Below are 13,106 nucleotides of genomic sequence, written 5' to 3'. Positions count from 1 at the left end.
TCGTGATGGTGATCGGGCTCATCTACACTCTTTTGATCGTGGCCTTCAGTCTCGACTGGCGTGCCTGGTTCAACTGGTTCCTCGGCGCGACGCTGATCTATGGCGTGCTGGTCGTACCCGTGACTTCGGTCCGGATCACCGATCGCCTCAACCCTTCGCTTGCACCCGCGACCGTTGCGAACGTGCCCATCGGTCTGGCCATGATTGCCTCGGTCAGTAGCCAGGCCGGTGACTGGCTAACACGCACGGCCGAGACGGTCTTCGTGATGCCTGGTGCCTTGCAGATGTCGACCAACGGGATGATCTACGGGGCCCGGCTTTGGGACCGCACCCGCGACTTCCACATCCGGGATCCGCGCATCAGCGCGAACCTCGGCGAGTATTTCAAACAGTGCCTGTTCTACGACATTCTGCTGGGGCACACCTCGTTCGACACCATCGCCAACTCGAACAACATTCTTGCGGACATGGGGCCGGGGTCTCCTGCGCGCGCCATGAAGTTTCTGCCGGCGGGCGGGCCGCCCACCATCGTCACATGCCAGAATGCCTATAACGAGCTTCAGACGGGCATCGCGGCCTACACAGAGCTGGGTCTGCAACAGGAGGGGCGTAAGCTGTTTCCGGGCCTTACGCCGGCGCTGGCAAGGGCGAAACTCGTCTCTGACTTGCCCGTCATAGCAAACCAGTTCCACGGCAGCTCGCAGACAGCCCAGCAGATCTTTCAGCAGCGCTCGCTGGTGAACGCCTTTCTTGAGGCGCGTGCCAACCTTGGAGCGGCCGATGGCGATACCTTTGCAATGCTTCGGGCGGAGGAGCAGGCACGCAACACGTATACCTCGATCGCGCAGCAGGCGATGACATGGGTGCCGCTGCTCAACATCGTCCTGACGGTGGTCTTCTACGCCATGTTTCCGGTCATCTTTCCGCTGTTCCTCATGCCGCGGACCGGGACGATGGCGCTCAAGGGCTACTTCACAGGGTTCTTCTATCTTGCGGCGTGGGGCCCCCTCTATGTCGTCCTGCACATGTTCATCATGGACCGGGCATCCGACTCCCTGAACGCCACTGCGCCCGGCGGCATTACGATGGCCGGCATGGCGGGGGTCGATGCGGTTAACGCCGATACCGCGACGATCGCGGGCTTCCTGATGATGTCGATCCCCTTCCTTGCTGCCGGGATGGCGAAAGGGGCGATGGCGGTGTCGTCGCAAGCGACCTCGATGTTGGCACCGGCGCAGGCGGCAGCCGAAGCTGCTGCAGTCGAGCGCACGACCGGCAACTATTCCTACGGGAATGAGAGCTTCATGAACCTGTCCAGCTTCAACCGGCAGTCCGAACAATGGAATGCCGCGCCATCCTTCACCGGCGGGGCACCGGTCGTCTCGACGGTCAATGCGAACGGGACGACGACGAAGACCATGACAGATGGCGCAAACGTCTTCGACACGTCGCCGGGCATGAGCCGCCTTGCGTTCGGCGCATCGCTGAGCCAGTTCGCCAATGCCGAAAGGCAGCAGACCCTCTCTGAACTCGAGACGGCACGGAATACGCTTTCGGAAGAACGGTCGCGTGCGGTTGCCTTCCTTGACCGCGCGTCGACGCGGCAAACAAGCGGGGTGCGCAATTCCAGCGGAAGCGAGAGCTCGTCGGGGTATCGCTCGGGCGAGAACCTGCAGCGGTTCGACAATCAGTCGCTGGATGCCAGAGACACCGTCAGCGAAAGCGACCGTGTCACGCGGTCGAGGGGAGATCAGCAAACCAACATTGATCGTCTCGAGACAAGCCGCAGCGGCAGCGTTGGGCTGTCCGGCAGCGTTGCCGGCACTCGAGGTGGCGATGGCGGACCTGGAGGCAAGGGTAGTGTGGGTGCAAATGGAGGGGTCCAGGCGGGCATCAGCGGTAGCCGCCAGCGTTCTGACCTGGTCAATCGGAGTAACGAGCGGAGCGAAGCACAAGGTTTTGATTCCTCGACATCGGACAACCGCTCGAATGGTTCAAATGCCACGCAAGACAGTGGCAGCTATGCGCAAAGTGGAAACTTCAGCCGGAGCGAGGGCTATTCCGAGAACGCCTACTCACGTGAGCGCGCACTCGAAGAGATCCGGCGCATCGATCAGCGGATCGCCCAAATTGATGAGCTGGCGACGTCACTCACCGACAGCACCTCAACACGGGAGGGGTATGGCGCCAATCTCGCCTTCGACATGAGCCAGATCGTGGCAAGCCGTTATCAGGAAAAAGCAGCCGAACTCGGGATCACTGCTCCCAGCCTTGCTCGCACCGATTACAGTCCGCAAGAGCAGGCCGCGTATGAGCTTGTCGCGCGCGAGATCATCTCTGACTATTACGATCAGAGGGTCGCACCATTCAACGATCTGATCCCGGACAGAGGAACGCTGACGGGCAACGTTGCTGGACCGGGAAGTTTCAGTGAAGCTGACCTGCGTGCCAGAACGCCGCAGCGCTCCGCGCCAGAACCACGCAATCTCACTCATGGGTCGGCAGATGGTTCGATTGGTGCTCGCATAGCCGAAGGGGAGACGAGCTTGAGGGATCGTTACGAGGCTAATGGCGATCGCTTTGGCGATCGACGCAGAGACTTTGACAAGGGGCGTTCAGGTCCGGGTGGAGCTGATGAACGCTTCGATGAGCGCTTCTATGATCGCGATCAACGCTAGAAGGTTGTGTCACGGAGAAACTCAGGGTCGAATTGCACCGAAGGGCTACCAGCTAAGTGCCCCAATGACGACAAAAACGATCGATACCAGAATGATGATCCAAGCTCCAAAGCGACCACCCGCACCCTCAGGATCTAATGAATTCGGCTCGAACGCAGGGTTTTTCGATCTCGTAAAATCGGGATCGCCAGTACCGGTGGGGTCGTCAGGATAAGCCCGCTTTGAAAAGTCAGCAAATCGCCACTGATCTTGCTCATCCATCTTACTTCTCCAAACTTTACATACCATTGGGCGAACCCAATGGCAACAAATGGAGAGACAGATCGCGGGCGGAAAATGGCTAGTGCAGGCGCTGTGCATTGCTGCAATCTGCAGGCGTTATGCTAAGTTGAAGCCCATAGAGAGCGGCAAGCGCCATGGCTGGCGGGCCGTGGGGAAGTCATGCTGTCGAAGATAGACGCTACCTATATCGAGCTGCGTGAGCGGATCATGCTGGGCGACTTGCCGCCCGGCACTTCGATGACCGCCGACGACATTGTCGCGCATACCGGCGTGTCGATGTCGATGGCGCGCCATTTGCTCGTGTCGCTGGGCGTCGGTGGCTATCTCACCAAGCGCGGCCGTGCCTATGTCATCTCGACCTTCACGAGAGAACAGATCGAGGAATGGCGCCTTGCGCTGGGAGCAATCGTCGAGATCGGTGCTCTTCGTCTTGCATTGGCAGGCGGGGCGCGGTTGCAGGCGGTGGCGGAGAGCCTTGAGAAGGACGTCCGCAGCCATGCCGTGGAGGATGAGGCGTTCTTTCTGGGGGCCATGTCTTTCGCCACTATCATTCTGGGAGGGCCGCAGAGCACCTTGTCCGAGCTGGTCGAGCAGTTCATCCCGCAGGCCTTTTTCAGGCTGCTTTGGCTCTCGGACATCTATGCCGAGCGCACGGGTTTCCTGGTTGAAGCTGCGGACAGCTATCTGGTCGCGGCGCGCGCGGGTGATCTTGATGGCGTCCGGAAAGCGAGCCGCTTCTTCTTCGATTCAACCGCGCCGGCGCTCCATAAGTTGATCGAGCAGATGGAGCGCAAAGACTTTCCAAAGGGTGCCCAATATCACGCCCTTCAGGCCATCGAACCCCAGGTCAGTGGGCTGCCGACGTATACGGGGAGCACGAAGGCGTTACGGCCGTTGCTTGGTCCCTTGAACGATGCCGGCCCGGCCGCCCATCAATTGTAGCAGCGCTCACCTGTCAGCTCGCAAAGGCGGGCTGCCGCGGGTGGATCCGCATGGCAGTCGCAGCGGCAGCGCAATCGCGCGCAGCGCCCTCAAAAAGCAACTGGACCATGGTTCGGGCTGACGTGGTCATGCCCTCGATATCGGTCAGTTCAAGGGTCGCCGCCCGGGCATAGACCTGTGCAACGCTGGCGCGCCTTGCATATTCCTCGAGCGTGGCGACCTCGCCGGTCGCCGCGACGACGCTGACCATCAGCTTTTGGAGCGCAAGGAGTGATGCTAGCGCCTTGCCTGAAGCGGCAGTTCGCTCGAATGCTTCTAGCCGCTTGAGGATCTCAGGGACGGCAGGGGAACGGTCCATCGAGACCAGTCTGACGATAGCCGTAGCCTCGATCCCGGCCAGAACAGCCTGCCGCTCCCACATCTCGTTCTTTGTCGGCCGATACCACACAAACCTCGCTACATCGGCCACAATGAAGCCAAATGCGCGAAGCTCGCCGAACGCATATTCGCCCCAATCCGCGCCTTTCCCTGAAGCCTCGGCGAGAAGCCGTGGATCGGGCTCAAGGGGTACACCGTCGCCCCGGATCACCGCGCGGCGCAGATGCTCGATATCGGCATCGGCGCTCTTGGCAAGTTTCTCGATCGCGGTCCGATAGAGCTGGTCGATTCCCTGGGACATACCCAAAGGATAGCAGCGAAGGGTGGATCATCAACTGGTTGGCGGCCACTCGCCGCCGTTGAGCTCCTTCACCAATTCGGCGATTCGCTTCCATTCGATAGCGGTTTCATCGAAGGGGTCATGGGCCAGAATTCGTGCGCAAGCTGCGTCGATCTGTTCAGCTTCGACGGGAATGCTCGCATCCGCGCGATATGCTTCAATGGCGGCAAGCAAGCGCTTGAAATCCTCGTAGTGCCCCATCAAAGCTCCCGCTGAGAACTGCTTCAAATCTAGGCCGATAATCCGCAAAATGTCGAGCCACTTTGCAGATTATCGACGGCTTCGCATCTAGTTACTTCCCTGTACTGTAATGCGAAACAACTGCCGATTGCCCTCTTAGGCAGACCAAACCGTCGGCTGGGTCCCGTTCGTTTCCTTCCCAAGGAGCACTCGAAAGGCACGAATGGGTGGCGATAATCGCGATCAGCAAAGCCGCGGGGCTGCATACCTGACCATTGCCCGGACATATTTCAATCCGCGCTTCACGTCATCGGCAAGCTTTCCGTTAGCGAATCCGATTAGGGGCGCGAGAACTCTTCGAACGAAGGTCCGTCTTTCAACCGAAACTCTACCTCGTAGCTTTTGAATGAGACGGAGGGCACCGCGCTAAGCGCATAGTGGAGCTTGTCTTCGCCACGCGCGGCGATGATCAGTCCCTCGACGGTCTCGTCTGGTTGAGCGAGGTGAGCGCGTATCCATCCGATGTAGCGCAGTATTTGCCCTACGACGGCGTCCGACGACTTGTCGCGCTTCAACTCGATCACGAGCCATTTGGACTCGTGCTTATGCTTAGCCAAAAGGTCTATCCGTCCGATCGGGGTCGGAAACTCGTATCCTGCGTCAGGCTCCCCGTCGCGAACGTATATATCCCAGTCTCTTGACAGTTCGAGCTGAGACCAATTGTCGAAGAGGTAGTCATGCAGATGCCGCTCGATCGCGAAGCGGGCTGCTACTTGTGCAATTGGGGAATCAGCGGTCAGTGAGGTTCCAGCGTCGACCTCGGTCTCTTCCTTATCGCCTGACAGATACCACCAAATGGTGTCGAGCGTCCAAAGGTCGACCTCAAGTTCTCTGGCTAGTTCGTTCAGAACGGCATTAATTGCGGCATACCGTACGCCGAAGCTCGCTCCGCGCGGCCAATCAGGCATCAGATCAAGGTCGATCAGCCCGCTCTCCGACGTATTATTCCAGACACCATACTTGTTTGGGTATGCGACGAGAAGAATCGCGGTGATGATCCCTTTGCCTAGACCCTTTATGTCGGTCGCAGGCCGGGTTCGTTCCTCGATCGGTCGACTTTCATCGACCAAGGCGGCGAGAGCGGCCCGAGTTGCGGCCATGTCAGCACAAATACGGTTGCTCTGCCGAAAGAGCCCAGACCAATGCTTGTTGTTCTCTATCAGGAGAAAAGAGCGCAGTACCTTCTCGTCGATCTGCTCAATTTGGCCAGGCTGGAATTGCGGGCCATAGCGATCGACGACGCTATCCCGAGATTCGAGAATCTCGCGTATATCCGCGTCCTTCTGCATTGCCGCCTTAGCAGCGCGTAGACGCCCAAGTGCATCTGCCGAGATCGATCCGGTCACGGATTGCTCCTTTTGATTTACGCAAATCCCGCAGGTTCTAGCCACGTTGCGAATAGTCATGATTTAGAGATAACTGACCATGAAGCCAGTCGTCACTCCACATGAACGAACAATGGCTTATGAGGTCCAAACAGAGATTCCCAACAGTCAGAGGCTGCCGCTGGATGCTGCCCGCAAAGGAAGGTTGCGGCTGGAACGAAAGCTAAGAGGCACCTTCCTTCAGGCGATGATTATGACCCGAAAGGCCCTCCAGCGACGCCTGAAAAAATATTGGCAATCGTTGCGTCGTGCGCAGCTCAAGCGCGGCCAAAAAGGCCGGTAAGAAGCGACTTCGGCCGTTGTGCGGTTGCAAGCGCCGTCGCTGCTGTTTGGCCTATCACATCTGTAAGCGCGTTCTCAAAATCTCGCGTGACATCGTCGAACCCGGTGCGTGCGTGGACTATCTCATGAAGGAGTGTGCCCGCAAAACTCGAAACCGATGACAGTTGGTCACGTCGGATTACGATCGACTGGGTAGAGCCATCCCATAGGCCTAGGGCGTCGCTGCCGGTTCCAAGCTCTACCCGCATCGAATTGCTCACGCGAACCGATTTCACATGATCAGGCAGTCCGCCCGCTAGGGTGGCGATGGCCTCTACCATTTCGAAGACCGAGCGCTCGGCACTCGAAAGAGAGGCTGGCTCGACGAAGTCGAAGACAAAACTGTCGTTCCACTCTGCCTGATATTGACCAATGTCACGGATCGGCTCACCGCTGAGATCCGTCATGCCGACAACGTCTCTTTGGATGCTGTCGGGTATCGTGATGATTTTGATCCCATCGTTCCGCGCATGATCCACCGAGGACGAATTGGTCATCAATTGATCGGCAGTGACAAACAGATACTTACCGCTGCTGCTAAGGATGCGGACAGCGTGGATCGCCACCTCCTTCCAGCGGACTTCGTCGCTGCCTAAGCCTGATTGTAATGCCTGCAATTGGTCAGCAAGCTCCGAACCGATTTCCGATTTGGTCGCACTGAGCAGCATCTGCTTCACGCGATCAGAATAGGCAGTGCGGCCGACATTGGTACGCTCACGATTGAGTGCCTTGCGCATCGGCTCTGTGAGGGCCGTGATGTTATAGGAGAACGCGAAATTCTCCTCCTCTGCCACCAAAAGGCCAGCCACATAGATCCGCGCCGGAGCATCCGGCTTTCGGCGAAGGACGTCGCCGATGCGCGTCGACTCGAGCACTTCCTCCCCGGAGAATCGAAGGAAGAAACTTTTTGCCTTCTCCATCTGCTCATCGTTCAGTCCACGCAGAAGAATTGTGGTGCCGACCATCGACGGATCAGGTGATGGTTGAACCGCAGCATGGAGGGTCACCACATCATCGAAGTCGCGCTTGGCTATCTGGGCAAGGGTGATCTCGCTGTGTGCGGAGCGAATGATCACGGTCACACCATTGCGATGGAGTGTTGCCATCGCATCCTTTAGGCCAACCCCAAACTTGCCAATCACCTTCCCGGCATTCTGGAGCTTCTCGGCGTTTTCGTTCTGTGTGAAGTGCTCGTATCGGAGCCCACGTCCGAAATCGCGGATAGTCCAGTCGCCATCTTCGGTCTTGACCACCTCGATGTCGGGGGTGTCGGTCAATTGCTGTTCGTCGATCGCATTGGCAATGAGTTCACGGACCGCATGCGCGCTCTCCCAAGCTTCGAGGATCTTCTCGATGTTCAGATCGAACAGTCGCGCTGTGGTCATACTTGCCCCTGCTTCTTCCATGTATTGTCCTCGAAGTGAGCAAGGTCTCACGTTGCGGCTTCATGCCGACCTTACTTCGATCTGGCTTCCATTGGCACCCTTGTGCACTGTAAATCCATTGGGAACAGCCTGCTGCACCAGCGGCACATGGGAAATAAGGCCGACAGCGCGCCGTTCGCCCACGATATTCTGAAGCACCTGCAGGACCTGGTCGAGTGTGCCGGCGTCATTATCCGTGTCGAGGCTGCCGAAGCCTTCATCGATGAAAATGGTGTCGAGCCTGATGGCACCGTTTGTCATTTCGACGATGTCGGACAGACCGAGTGCCAAGGATAAGGCTGCGATGAAAGTTTCGCCGCCGGACAGCGTGATGATCTCGCGGGCCCGCCCGGTCTCGATATCATGGACGCGAACATCCAATCCTCGCTTCGATCGGCCTCCAACGCTGACGGTGTCGCGCTCGAACCGATATCGGCCGCTGGTCATCGGATCGAGCCGGAGGTTCGCCGCTTCGAGAACCTGATCGAACATCGCACCGATGGCGAACGTCTCGAGACTGGTCCGCATCTCGTTCTGACCGTCGAAGGCTTCTGCAATACCGCGCAGCGCCCCCGAGGACTGCTCAAGGGTGCGAAGGTTCTCAAGCTGGTCGGCCAAGCTGGTCTGCAGATCGATCAGCGATTGGTGCTTCTGCTGAGCAGCAGCGCTCTGCTGCACCGCCTCGTCTGCCGCAGCCTGTGCTTGAACGCAGCTCAGACGATAAGGCTCCAGGCTTTGCCGCTGCGCGTTGCCGACCGCGTTTCTTGCCATCGTGTCGCGCGCGCGGGCTTCAACAAGGGCGGTGTCGAAGCCCGCGATTGCCTTCTCCAGTGCGGGGATCTCGGCAATATCGGGAATCGCCGCGCGATAGTCTGCCTCGGGCATCCCAAGCTCGGTAAGGCGGGCTTCAAATGCGGTTTGCTTTATGGCGAGATCGATTTGGGTGTCGCTGACCGCGCTCGCGGCGCTCTGCAGTTCGGCTGATGCTTTGATAGCAATGGCATCGAGCTCGCGCTGCCTCGCGTCGGCATCGGCAAGGGCCTGTTTGCGGCCGCTTAAGTCTGCGGTGGCGGCATCGATTGCGGTCTGCAGACCGTCTTGCTGGCGCAGGTTTTCGGGGACCGATGCAATCTTCTCCTCGTAAGCTTGGCGGGCCAGTGCCTCGGCAGTCGTTGCCCGACCGAGCGCGTCGCGAGCCTGTTGGAGGGCCTCTGTCGCTGCCAGCTTGCGCTTGCGTTCGTCATCCAGTTCTTTGGTGAGAAGGCCGATATCGACGTCTGTGCCCAAAGCATTGATCTTGGCGAGGACGCGCTGCAAGTCGCCATCGATGTCGCTCACGCCGCGCTTCGGCTCCGCGAGCTCGTCTAGAATTGCACGCTTGGCGTCGAGAGTCGCACGGGCCGAACTGGCGGCAGCCTGGGCGTCGCGATCGGCCTTGGACGCGGCAAGGGCTGCGCTCTGAGCATCGCGCCACGCCTTTTCGAGTGTGCCCGCATCTCCTGAGCCATGTGCCGGTTCGGGGTGGTCGCTGGCGCCGCAAACTGGGCAGGGATGCCCATCCTGCAACCGCTGGGCAAGGACGCTAGCCTGGGCTGAAATGAAGGCTTGTTCGTGCGTTTCAGCTGCAGCTACTGCCTCGGCAAGGTGGGACTGTGCATCCTGCGCGATGGCCGCTGCTTTCGCGTAGACGTCCTGTGATATGTCCACAGCCTGCGCTGCCTTTGCGAAGGCCTGTGCTGCATCGAGCTCACTTTTCAAACAATCGCGCGCTCCATTCAGCTTCTGCCGTTCAAGAGCATTGGCTTGGGCTGCTGCGAGCGCGGTCTCTTTCTCTTCGCACAGGTCACCAGCATTGGTCTCAGCATCAGTCGCTTGGGAATGCGCCTTTTTCGCGCGTGCCAGCGCCGTCACGGCAGTTTCCAAGTCAGTGTGACGCTCTGCCGCATCCACCAGAACTTGCTTGTGGCGGTTTAGCTGGTCGATCTTGCGCGCGAGGTCTTCGATCTCATGCTCCCGAGAGCGAAGATCGCGCAGCGTCGCACTTGCCACCGAAAGAGCATCGCTCGCGTCTCGGGCTGCAATTTCAGCGTTGGCGTGTGCTTCAATTGCTGCGCGGTAGCGCCTCTGGGCGTCGGCAACGCTGGTGTCGAGATCCGACATGCGCCGTGCCAGCTCCGCCCGGGATTTGCGAGCTCGCATCGTCTCGAAAGTCTGGCCCTGTGCTTCGAGTTGCTTGAGCGCAGCAGACGCAGCCTCGACCTCGGCAAAGCGCTTTTCCTCTTCTTCAGCGGCTGCATAAGCCTTGTTGGCCACAGCGAGCACGGCCGCTGTTTCAGAGACTGCCAGCTGAGCAAATTCATACCGTTCAAGTGCTGATGCGATGCCGTCGGTGAGTTCGTCCGAGCTGGCGAAGCCCTCGAGCTGAAGACGGTGCCCGTGAAGGCGATAGCCATCTTCGATCTCGCGCCTGATGTTCGCGGCATCGGCTTTGAGCTTTTCCGTCAGCTGGCGGTAGAGCGACACGTCGAACAGTTCCCGCAGAATTTCGAGCCGGTCCTTGCTGTTCGACACCAGGAAACGCTCAAACCTGCCTTGCGGCAAAAGGACGATCTGGCGGAACTGCTGCGCGCCGTAGCCGAGAAGACCTTCGACATGGCTGAGGACGGCGCCGACCTTCTTTTCTGCGATCGGAACGCCCGAGTTATCTGGACCGACATCATCGATTGCGACGTCCGATACGTCGAACAGCCAGGCAGCGTGTGGCTGCATGGTGTGACCCTCGCCTCGCGCCTTTGGGCGGGCCTGATCAGGTTGACGTCTGACGTAGTATCGCTTGGCTCCCAGTTCGAATTGGAGGCTGACTTCGGTCAGGAGATCTTCAGGCGCAAAGTCAGACCGCATGGTCGCGATGCCTTGCTCCTCCTTGGCGCCCTCGCCAAACAGGGCGAAGGAAATCGCACTGAAGATCGACGACTTGCCTGACCCGGTGGGGCCGTAGATCCCGAAAAGGCCGGCATCCGTCGCTTCGCGGAAATCAATCGTCTCGGCGCCGCCATAGGGACCGAAAGCGCTGAGGGTGAGCTTGATCGGCCTCATGCTTCTTCCTCCATCGTAGCGAAGGATTGCAGCGCGGAGGCCACAATCTGCCCTTCCGCCTCTGACAGGGGCGCACCACGGATGAACTCGAGGAATGCCGACGACAGCGTCTGCGGGTCATCGATGGCCGCGCGCTGTTCCTCAAGGCGCAGCTCTACTGGCCGCTCGTTGCGCTCGTAGGAGAGTTGAACGGCATTGGGATAGAAGGCCCTGATCCTTTTCATCGGATCGATTTGCGGGGTTTCGTCCGTGAGAACGACGCGGACGATGTCGTTGGACACCTCGGTGGTCGCTAGCAGTTCGAGCAGCTTGCCCCGAATGGTTCTCACCTGACGCAGCGGTCGCAGCGGGACTTCGGTCACTGCGGCAGTGCCGTCGGCCGCCAGGTTGATCAGGCTGACCGACTTCTGCTGGCCCTCCTCATCGAAGCCGAATGCGAGCGGCGCGCCGGAATAGCGGATGTGGTGCTGTCCGACTGGTTGCGGGCGGTGGAGGTGCCCGAGGGCCACGTAGTGAGCACCTTCGAAGGCCGCCGCCGATACGGTTTCAATCCCGCCGACCATGCGCGTCAGGGGGCGCTCGCTATCGCTGGTCGCGGCTCCGTCGACAAAGGCATGGGCGACCACAACCCATCGCATTCCCTCGGCCACGTACCTGCGAGCGCTCGCAAGCTGGGCCCGGATGACGTCCGCAGGGCAGGCGATGGCGTCATCTTCGAAGCACAGGCGCGCGGCGTATTCGAAGGCAAAAGGCAGGGCTGAAATGGCCACCGGTCCATGGTCGTCGGCAATCACTAGCGGACGCTCATCTTCATCCAGTGGTCCGCGCACAATCGCTGCACCGCCATCTGCAAGCACGCCCATCGCACCGATCTGCGCCGCGGAATCGTGGTTGCCCGCAATGATGACAATCGCCGCGTCGGAGGTTGCGCGTACTGTCGTCAGGAACTGCGAGAGGCGGGTGATCGCGCTTTGGGGAGGACTAGCCCGATCAAAAATGTCGCCAGCAATGATCACGACGTCAGGCCGATGATCATCGATGATTGCAAGGATCTGGACGAGGATATGCTCGTGGTCATCATCGAGGGACAGGCCATGGAATTGGCGGCCCAGATGCCAGTCGCTGGTGTGCAAGATGCGCATTACTCTGTCCTCGAATCCAAGTGCATATAATTTTTATATAGACGAGGCGGGAGCAGTCAAGTAGGGTTCGGGCATGGACGATCCTGCCCTCAAGCCTGCGATGCTTGCCCGCCTGGTCTATCTCGACCGGGTTCTAACGTGGCGCGGGCAGGTGAACCGCAAGGACCTGATCGAGCGTTTCGGCATATCGTCTCCTCAGGCGGCAATTGATCTGCGGGAGTATCTCGAGCGGGTTGCAGAGCCGAAGCCGCGCTACGACACAGTACGAAAGTGCTACGTCGCCGACCCTCATCATCGCGGTCTGCCGTTTGTCGAGGATGCAGGCTCTCCGGATGAGTTTGTCGGCCACTCCACGACGGAGGGCTTTTCCGTTCTGCCTTCGCCTGTTCGGCAGTGCCCCCCACTCGTGATGCGGCGTCTCTGGCAGGCAATCGAGCAGCGCCAGAAAATCGAGATCGGCTACGTGTCGATGTCGAGTGGGCTGCAGCAGAACCAATGGATTGCGCCTGCGCATTTTGCCTTCGACGGGGAGCGCCTGCACGTTCGAGCCTGGAGCTTTTACCACCGCGAATGGCGCGACTATGTTCCTATCCGGGTTCTGCCTGAGAGCACATTTTCAGTGGCACCGATCGCTGAGGACCTTCCGCGCGATACTGACTGGGAAGAGCTGGTAGAAATCCGGCTTCGGCCGCTGAGCAGTCTGACTGCAGAGCAGCAGGCCGCAGTTAGGCTCGAGTATGGGTTCACGCAGGAAGTTCTGAGCTTCGAAGTCCGCAGGGCCCTCGAATTCTATGTCGAGCGGCGCTGGGGGCTCAATCGAGCGGGAGCTCGACTGGAACGCTGTTAGCTTTTCCGGGCGAGGGAAGGCTGCTGCCACA

General features: G+C 59.4%; 11 protein-coding genes. 4 read left to right on the top strand and 7 right to left on the bottom strand.

Going from position 1 to position 13,106, the window contains the following annotated elements:
* A partial coding sequence (locus NSE01_RS19790) for a conjugal transfer protein TraG N-terminal domain-containing protein (protein ID WP_147161331.1) occupies positions 1-2,678 on the top strand: 2,678 nt, incomplete at its 5' end.
* A gap of 45 nt (positions 2,679-2,723) precedes the next feature.
* Here NSE01_RS19790 and NSE01_RS19785 read toward each other — a convergent pair.
* Positions 2,724-2,939, bottom strand: a complete 216-nt coding sequence (locus NSE01_RS19785) for a hypothetical protein (RefSeq protein WP_147161330.1) — start codon at positions 2,937-2,939, stop codon at positions 2,724-2,726.
* A 180-nt stretch (positions 2,940-3,119) separates the two neighbouring features.
* Between NSE01_RS19785 and NSE01_RS19780 the strand changes: the two genes are divergently transcribed.
* Complete coding sequence (locus tag NSE01_RS19780; RefSeq protein ID WP_147161329.1) at positions 3,120-3,902, top strand: GntR family transcriptional regulator; 783 nt, start codon at positions 3,120-3,122, stop codon at positions 3,900-3,902.
* 13 nt (positions 3,903-3,915) lie between these two features.
* On the opposite strand, the gene NSE01_RS19775 is transcribed toward NSE01_RS19780, so the two are convergent.
* The 3 genes from NSE01_RS19775 to NSE01_RS19765 form a co-directional block, all read right to left on the bottom strand.
* Entirely contained in the window at positions 3,916-4,581 is a 666-nt protein-coding gene (locus NSE01_RS19775) for a hypothetical protein (protein ID WP_147161328.1), read from the bottom strand.
* Between the two features lie 30 nt (positions 4,582-4,611).
* Positions 4,612-4,821 carry a hypothetical protein gene (locus NSE01_RS19770; protein ID WP_147161327.1) on the bottom strand — a complete coding sequence of 70 codons (210 nt, stop codon included), beginning with the start codon at positions 4,819-4,821 and terminating at the stop codon, positions 4,612-4,614.
* Positions 4,822-5,138: 317 nt separating this feature from the next.
* A complete protein-coding gene (locus tag NSE01_RS19765; RefSeq protein WP_170233915.1) occupies positions 5,139-6,206 on the bottom strand; it encodes an endonuclease NucS domain-containing protein in 1,068 nt (355 codons plus the stop codon).
* A 79-nt stretch (positions 6,207-6,285) separates the two neighbouring features.
* Here NSE01_RS19765 and NSE01_RS19760 point away from each other — a divergent pair, with 79 nt between their 5' ends.
* A complete protein-coding gene (locus NSE01_RS19760; protein ID WP_147161325.1) occupies positions 6,286-6,528 on the top strand; it encodes a hypothetical protein in 243 nt (80 codons plus the stop codon).
* Here NSE01_RS19760 and NSE01_RS19755 read toward each other — a convergent pair.
* From NSE01_RS19755 to NSE01_RS19745, 3 genes are read right to left on the bottom strand one after another with little or no spacing between them, the layout of a single operon-like run.
* Positions 6,503-7,972 (bottom strand): ATP-binding protein, encoded by a 1,470-nt coding sequence (locus NSE01_RS19755; protein ID WP_147161324.1) that lies wholly within the window; start codon positions 7,970-7,972, stop codon positions 6,503-6,505. The two genes, NSE01_RS19760 and NSE01_RS19755, sit on opposite strands and share 26 nt — an antisense overlap.
* 39 nt (positions 7,973-8,011) lie before the next feature.
* Positions 8,012-11,086: an AAA family ATPase gene (locus NSE01_RS19750; RefSeq protein ID WP_147161323.1), complete on the bottom strand. Its 3,075-nt coding sequence runs from the start codon at positions 11,084-11,086 to the stop codon at positions 8,012-8,014.
* A complete protein-coding gene (locus NSE01_RS19745; RefSeq protein WP_147161322.1) occupies positions 11,083-12,228 on the bottom strand; it encodes an exonuclease SbcCD subunit D in 1,146 nt (381 codons plus the stop codon). The genes NSE01_RS19750 and NSE01_RS19745 overlap by 4 nt, the downstream gene beginning before the upstream one ends.
* Positions 12,229-12,301: 73 nt before the next feature.
* Here NSE01_RS19745 and NSE01_RS19740 point away from each other — a divergent pair, with 73 nt between their 5' ends.
* A complete protein-coding gene (locus NSE01_RS19740) occupies positions 12,302-13,075 on the top strand; it encodes a BrxR family transcriptional regulator (RefSeq protein ID WP_147161321.1) in 774 nt (257 codons plus the stop codon).
* The last annotated feature ends 31 nt before the right edge of the window (positions 13,076-13,106 follow it).

The organism is Novosphingobium sediminis (assembly GCF_007991615.1).
Lineage (GTDB): Bacteria > Pseudomonadota > Alphaproteobacteria > Sphingomonadales > Sphingomonadaceae > Novosphingobium > Novosphingobium sediminis.
This window is presented reverse-complemented; position numbering and strand designations above follow the sequence as displayed.

Coding starts and splice junctions, on each gene's coding strand:
- NSE01_RS19755 (WP_147161324.1), bottom strand. CDS start 7,972: ATGGAAGAAGCAGGGGCAAGTATGACCACAGCGCGACTGTTCGATCTG.
- NSE01_RS19780 (WP_147161329.1), top strand. CDS start 3,120: ATGCTGTCGAAGATAGACGCTACCTATATCGAGCTGCGTGAGCGGATC.
- NSE01_RS19785 (WP_147161330.1), bottom strand. CDS start 2,939: ATGGATGAGCAAGATCAGTGGCGATTTGCTGACTTTTCAAAGCGGGCT.
- NSE01_RS19775 (WP_147161328.1), bottom strand. CDS start 4,581: ATGTCCCAGGGAATCGACCAGCTCTATCGGACCGCGATCGAGAAACTT.
- NSE01_RS19750 (WP_147161323.1), bottom strand. CDS start 11,086: ATGAGGCCGATCAAGCTCACCCTCAGCGCTTTCGGTCCCTATGGCGGC.
- NSE01_RS19760 (WP_147161325.1), top strand. CDS start 6,286: ATGAAGCCAGTCGTCACTCCACATGAACGAACAATGGCTTATGAGGTC.
- NSE01_RS19745 (WP_147161322.1), bottom strand. CDS start 12,228: ATGCGCATCTTGCACACCAGCGACTGGCATCTGGGCCGCCAATTCCAT.
- NSE01_RS19770 (WP_147161327.1), bottom strand. CDS start 4,821: ATGGGGCACTACGAGGATTTCAAGCGCTTGCTTGCCGCCATTGAAGCA.
- NSE01_RS19740 (WP_147161321.1), top strand. CDS start 12,302: ATGGACGATCCTGCCCTCAAGCCTGCGATGCTTGCCCGCCTGGTCTAT.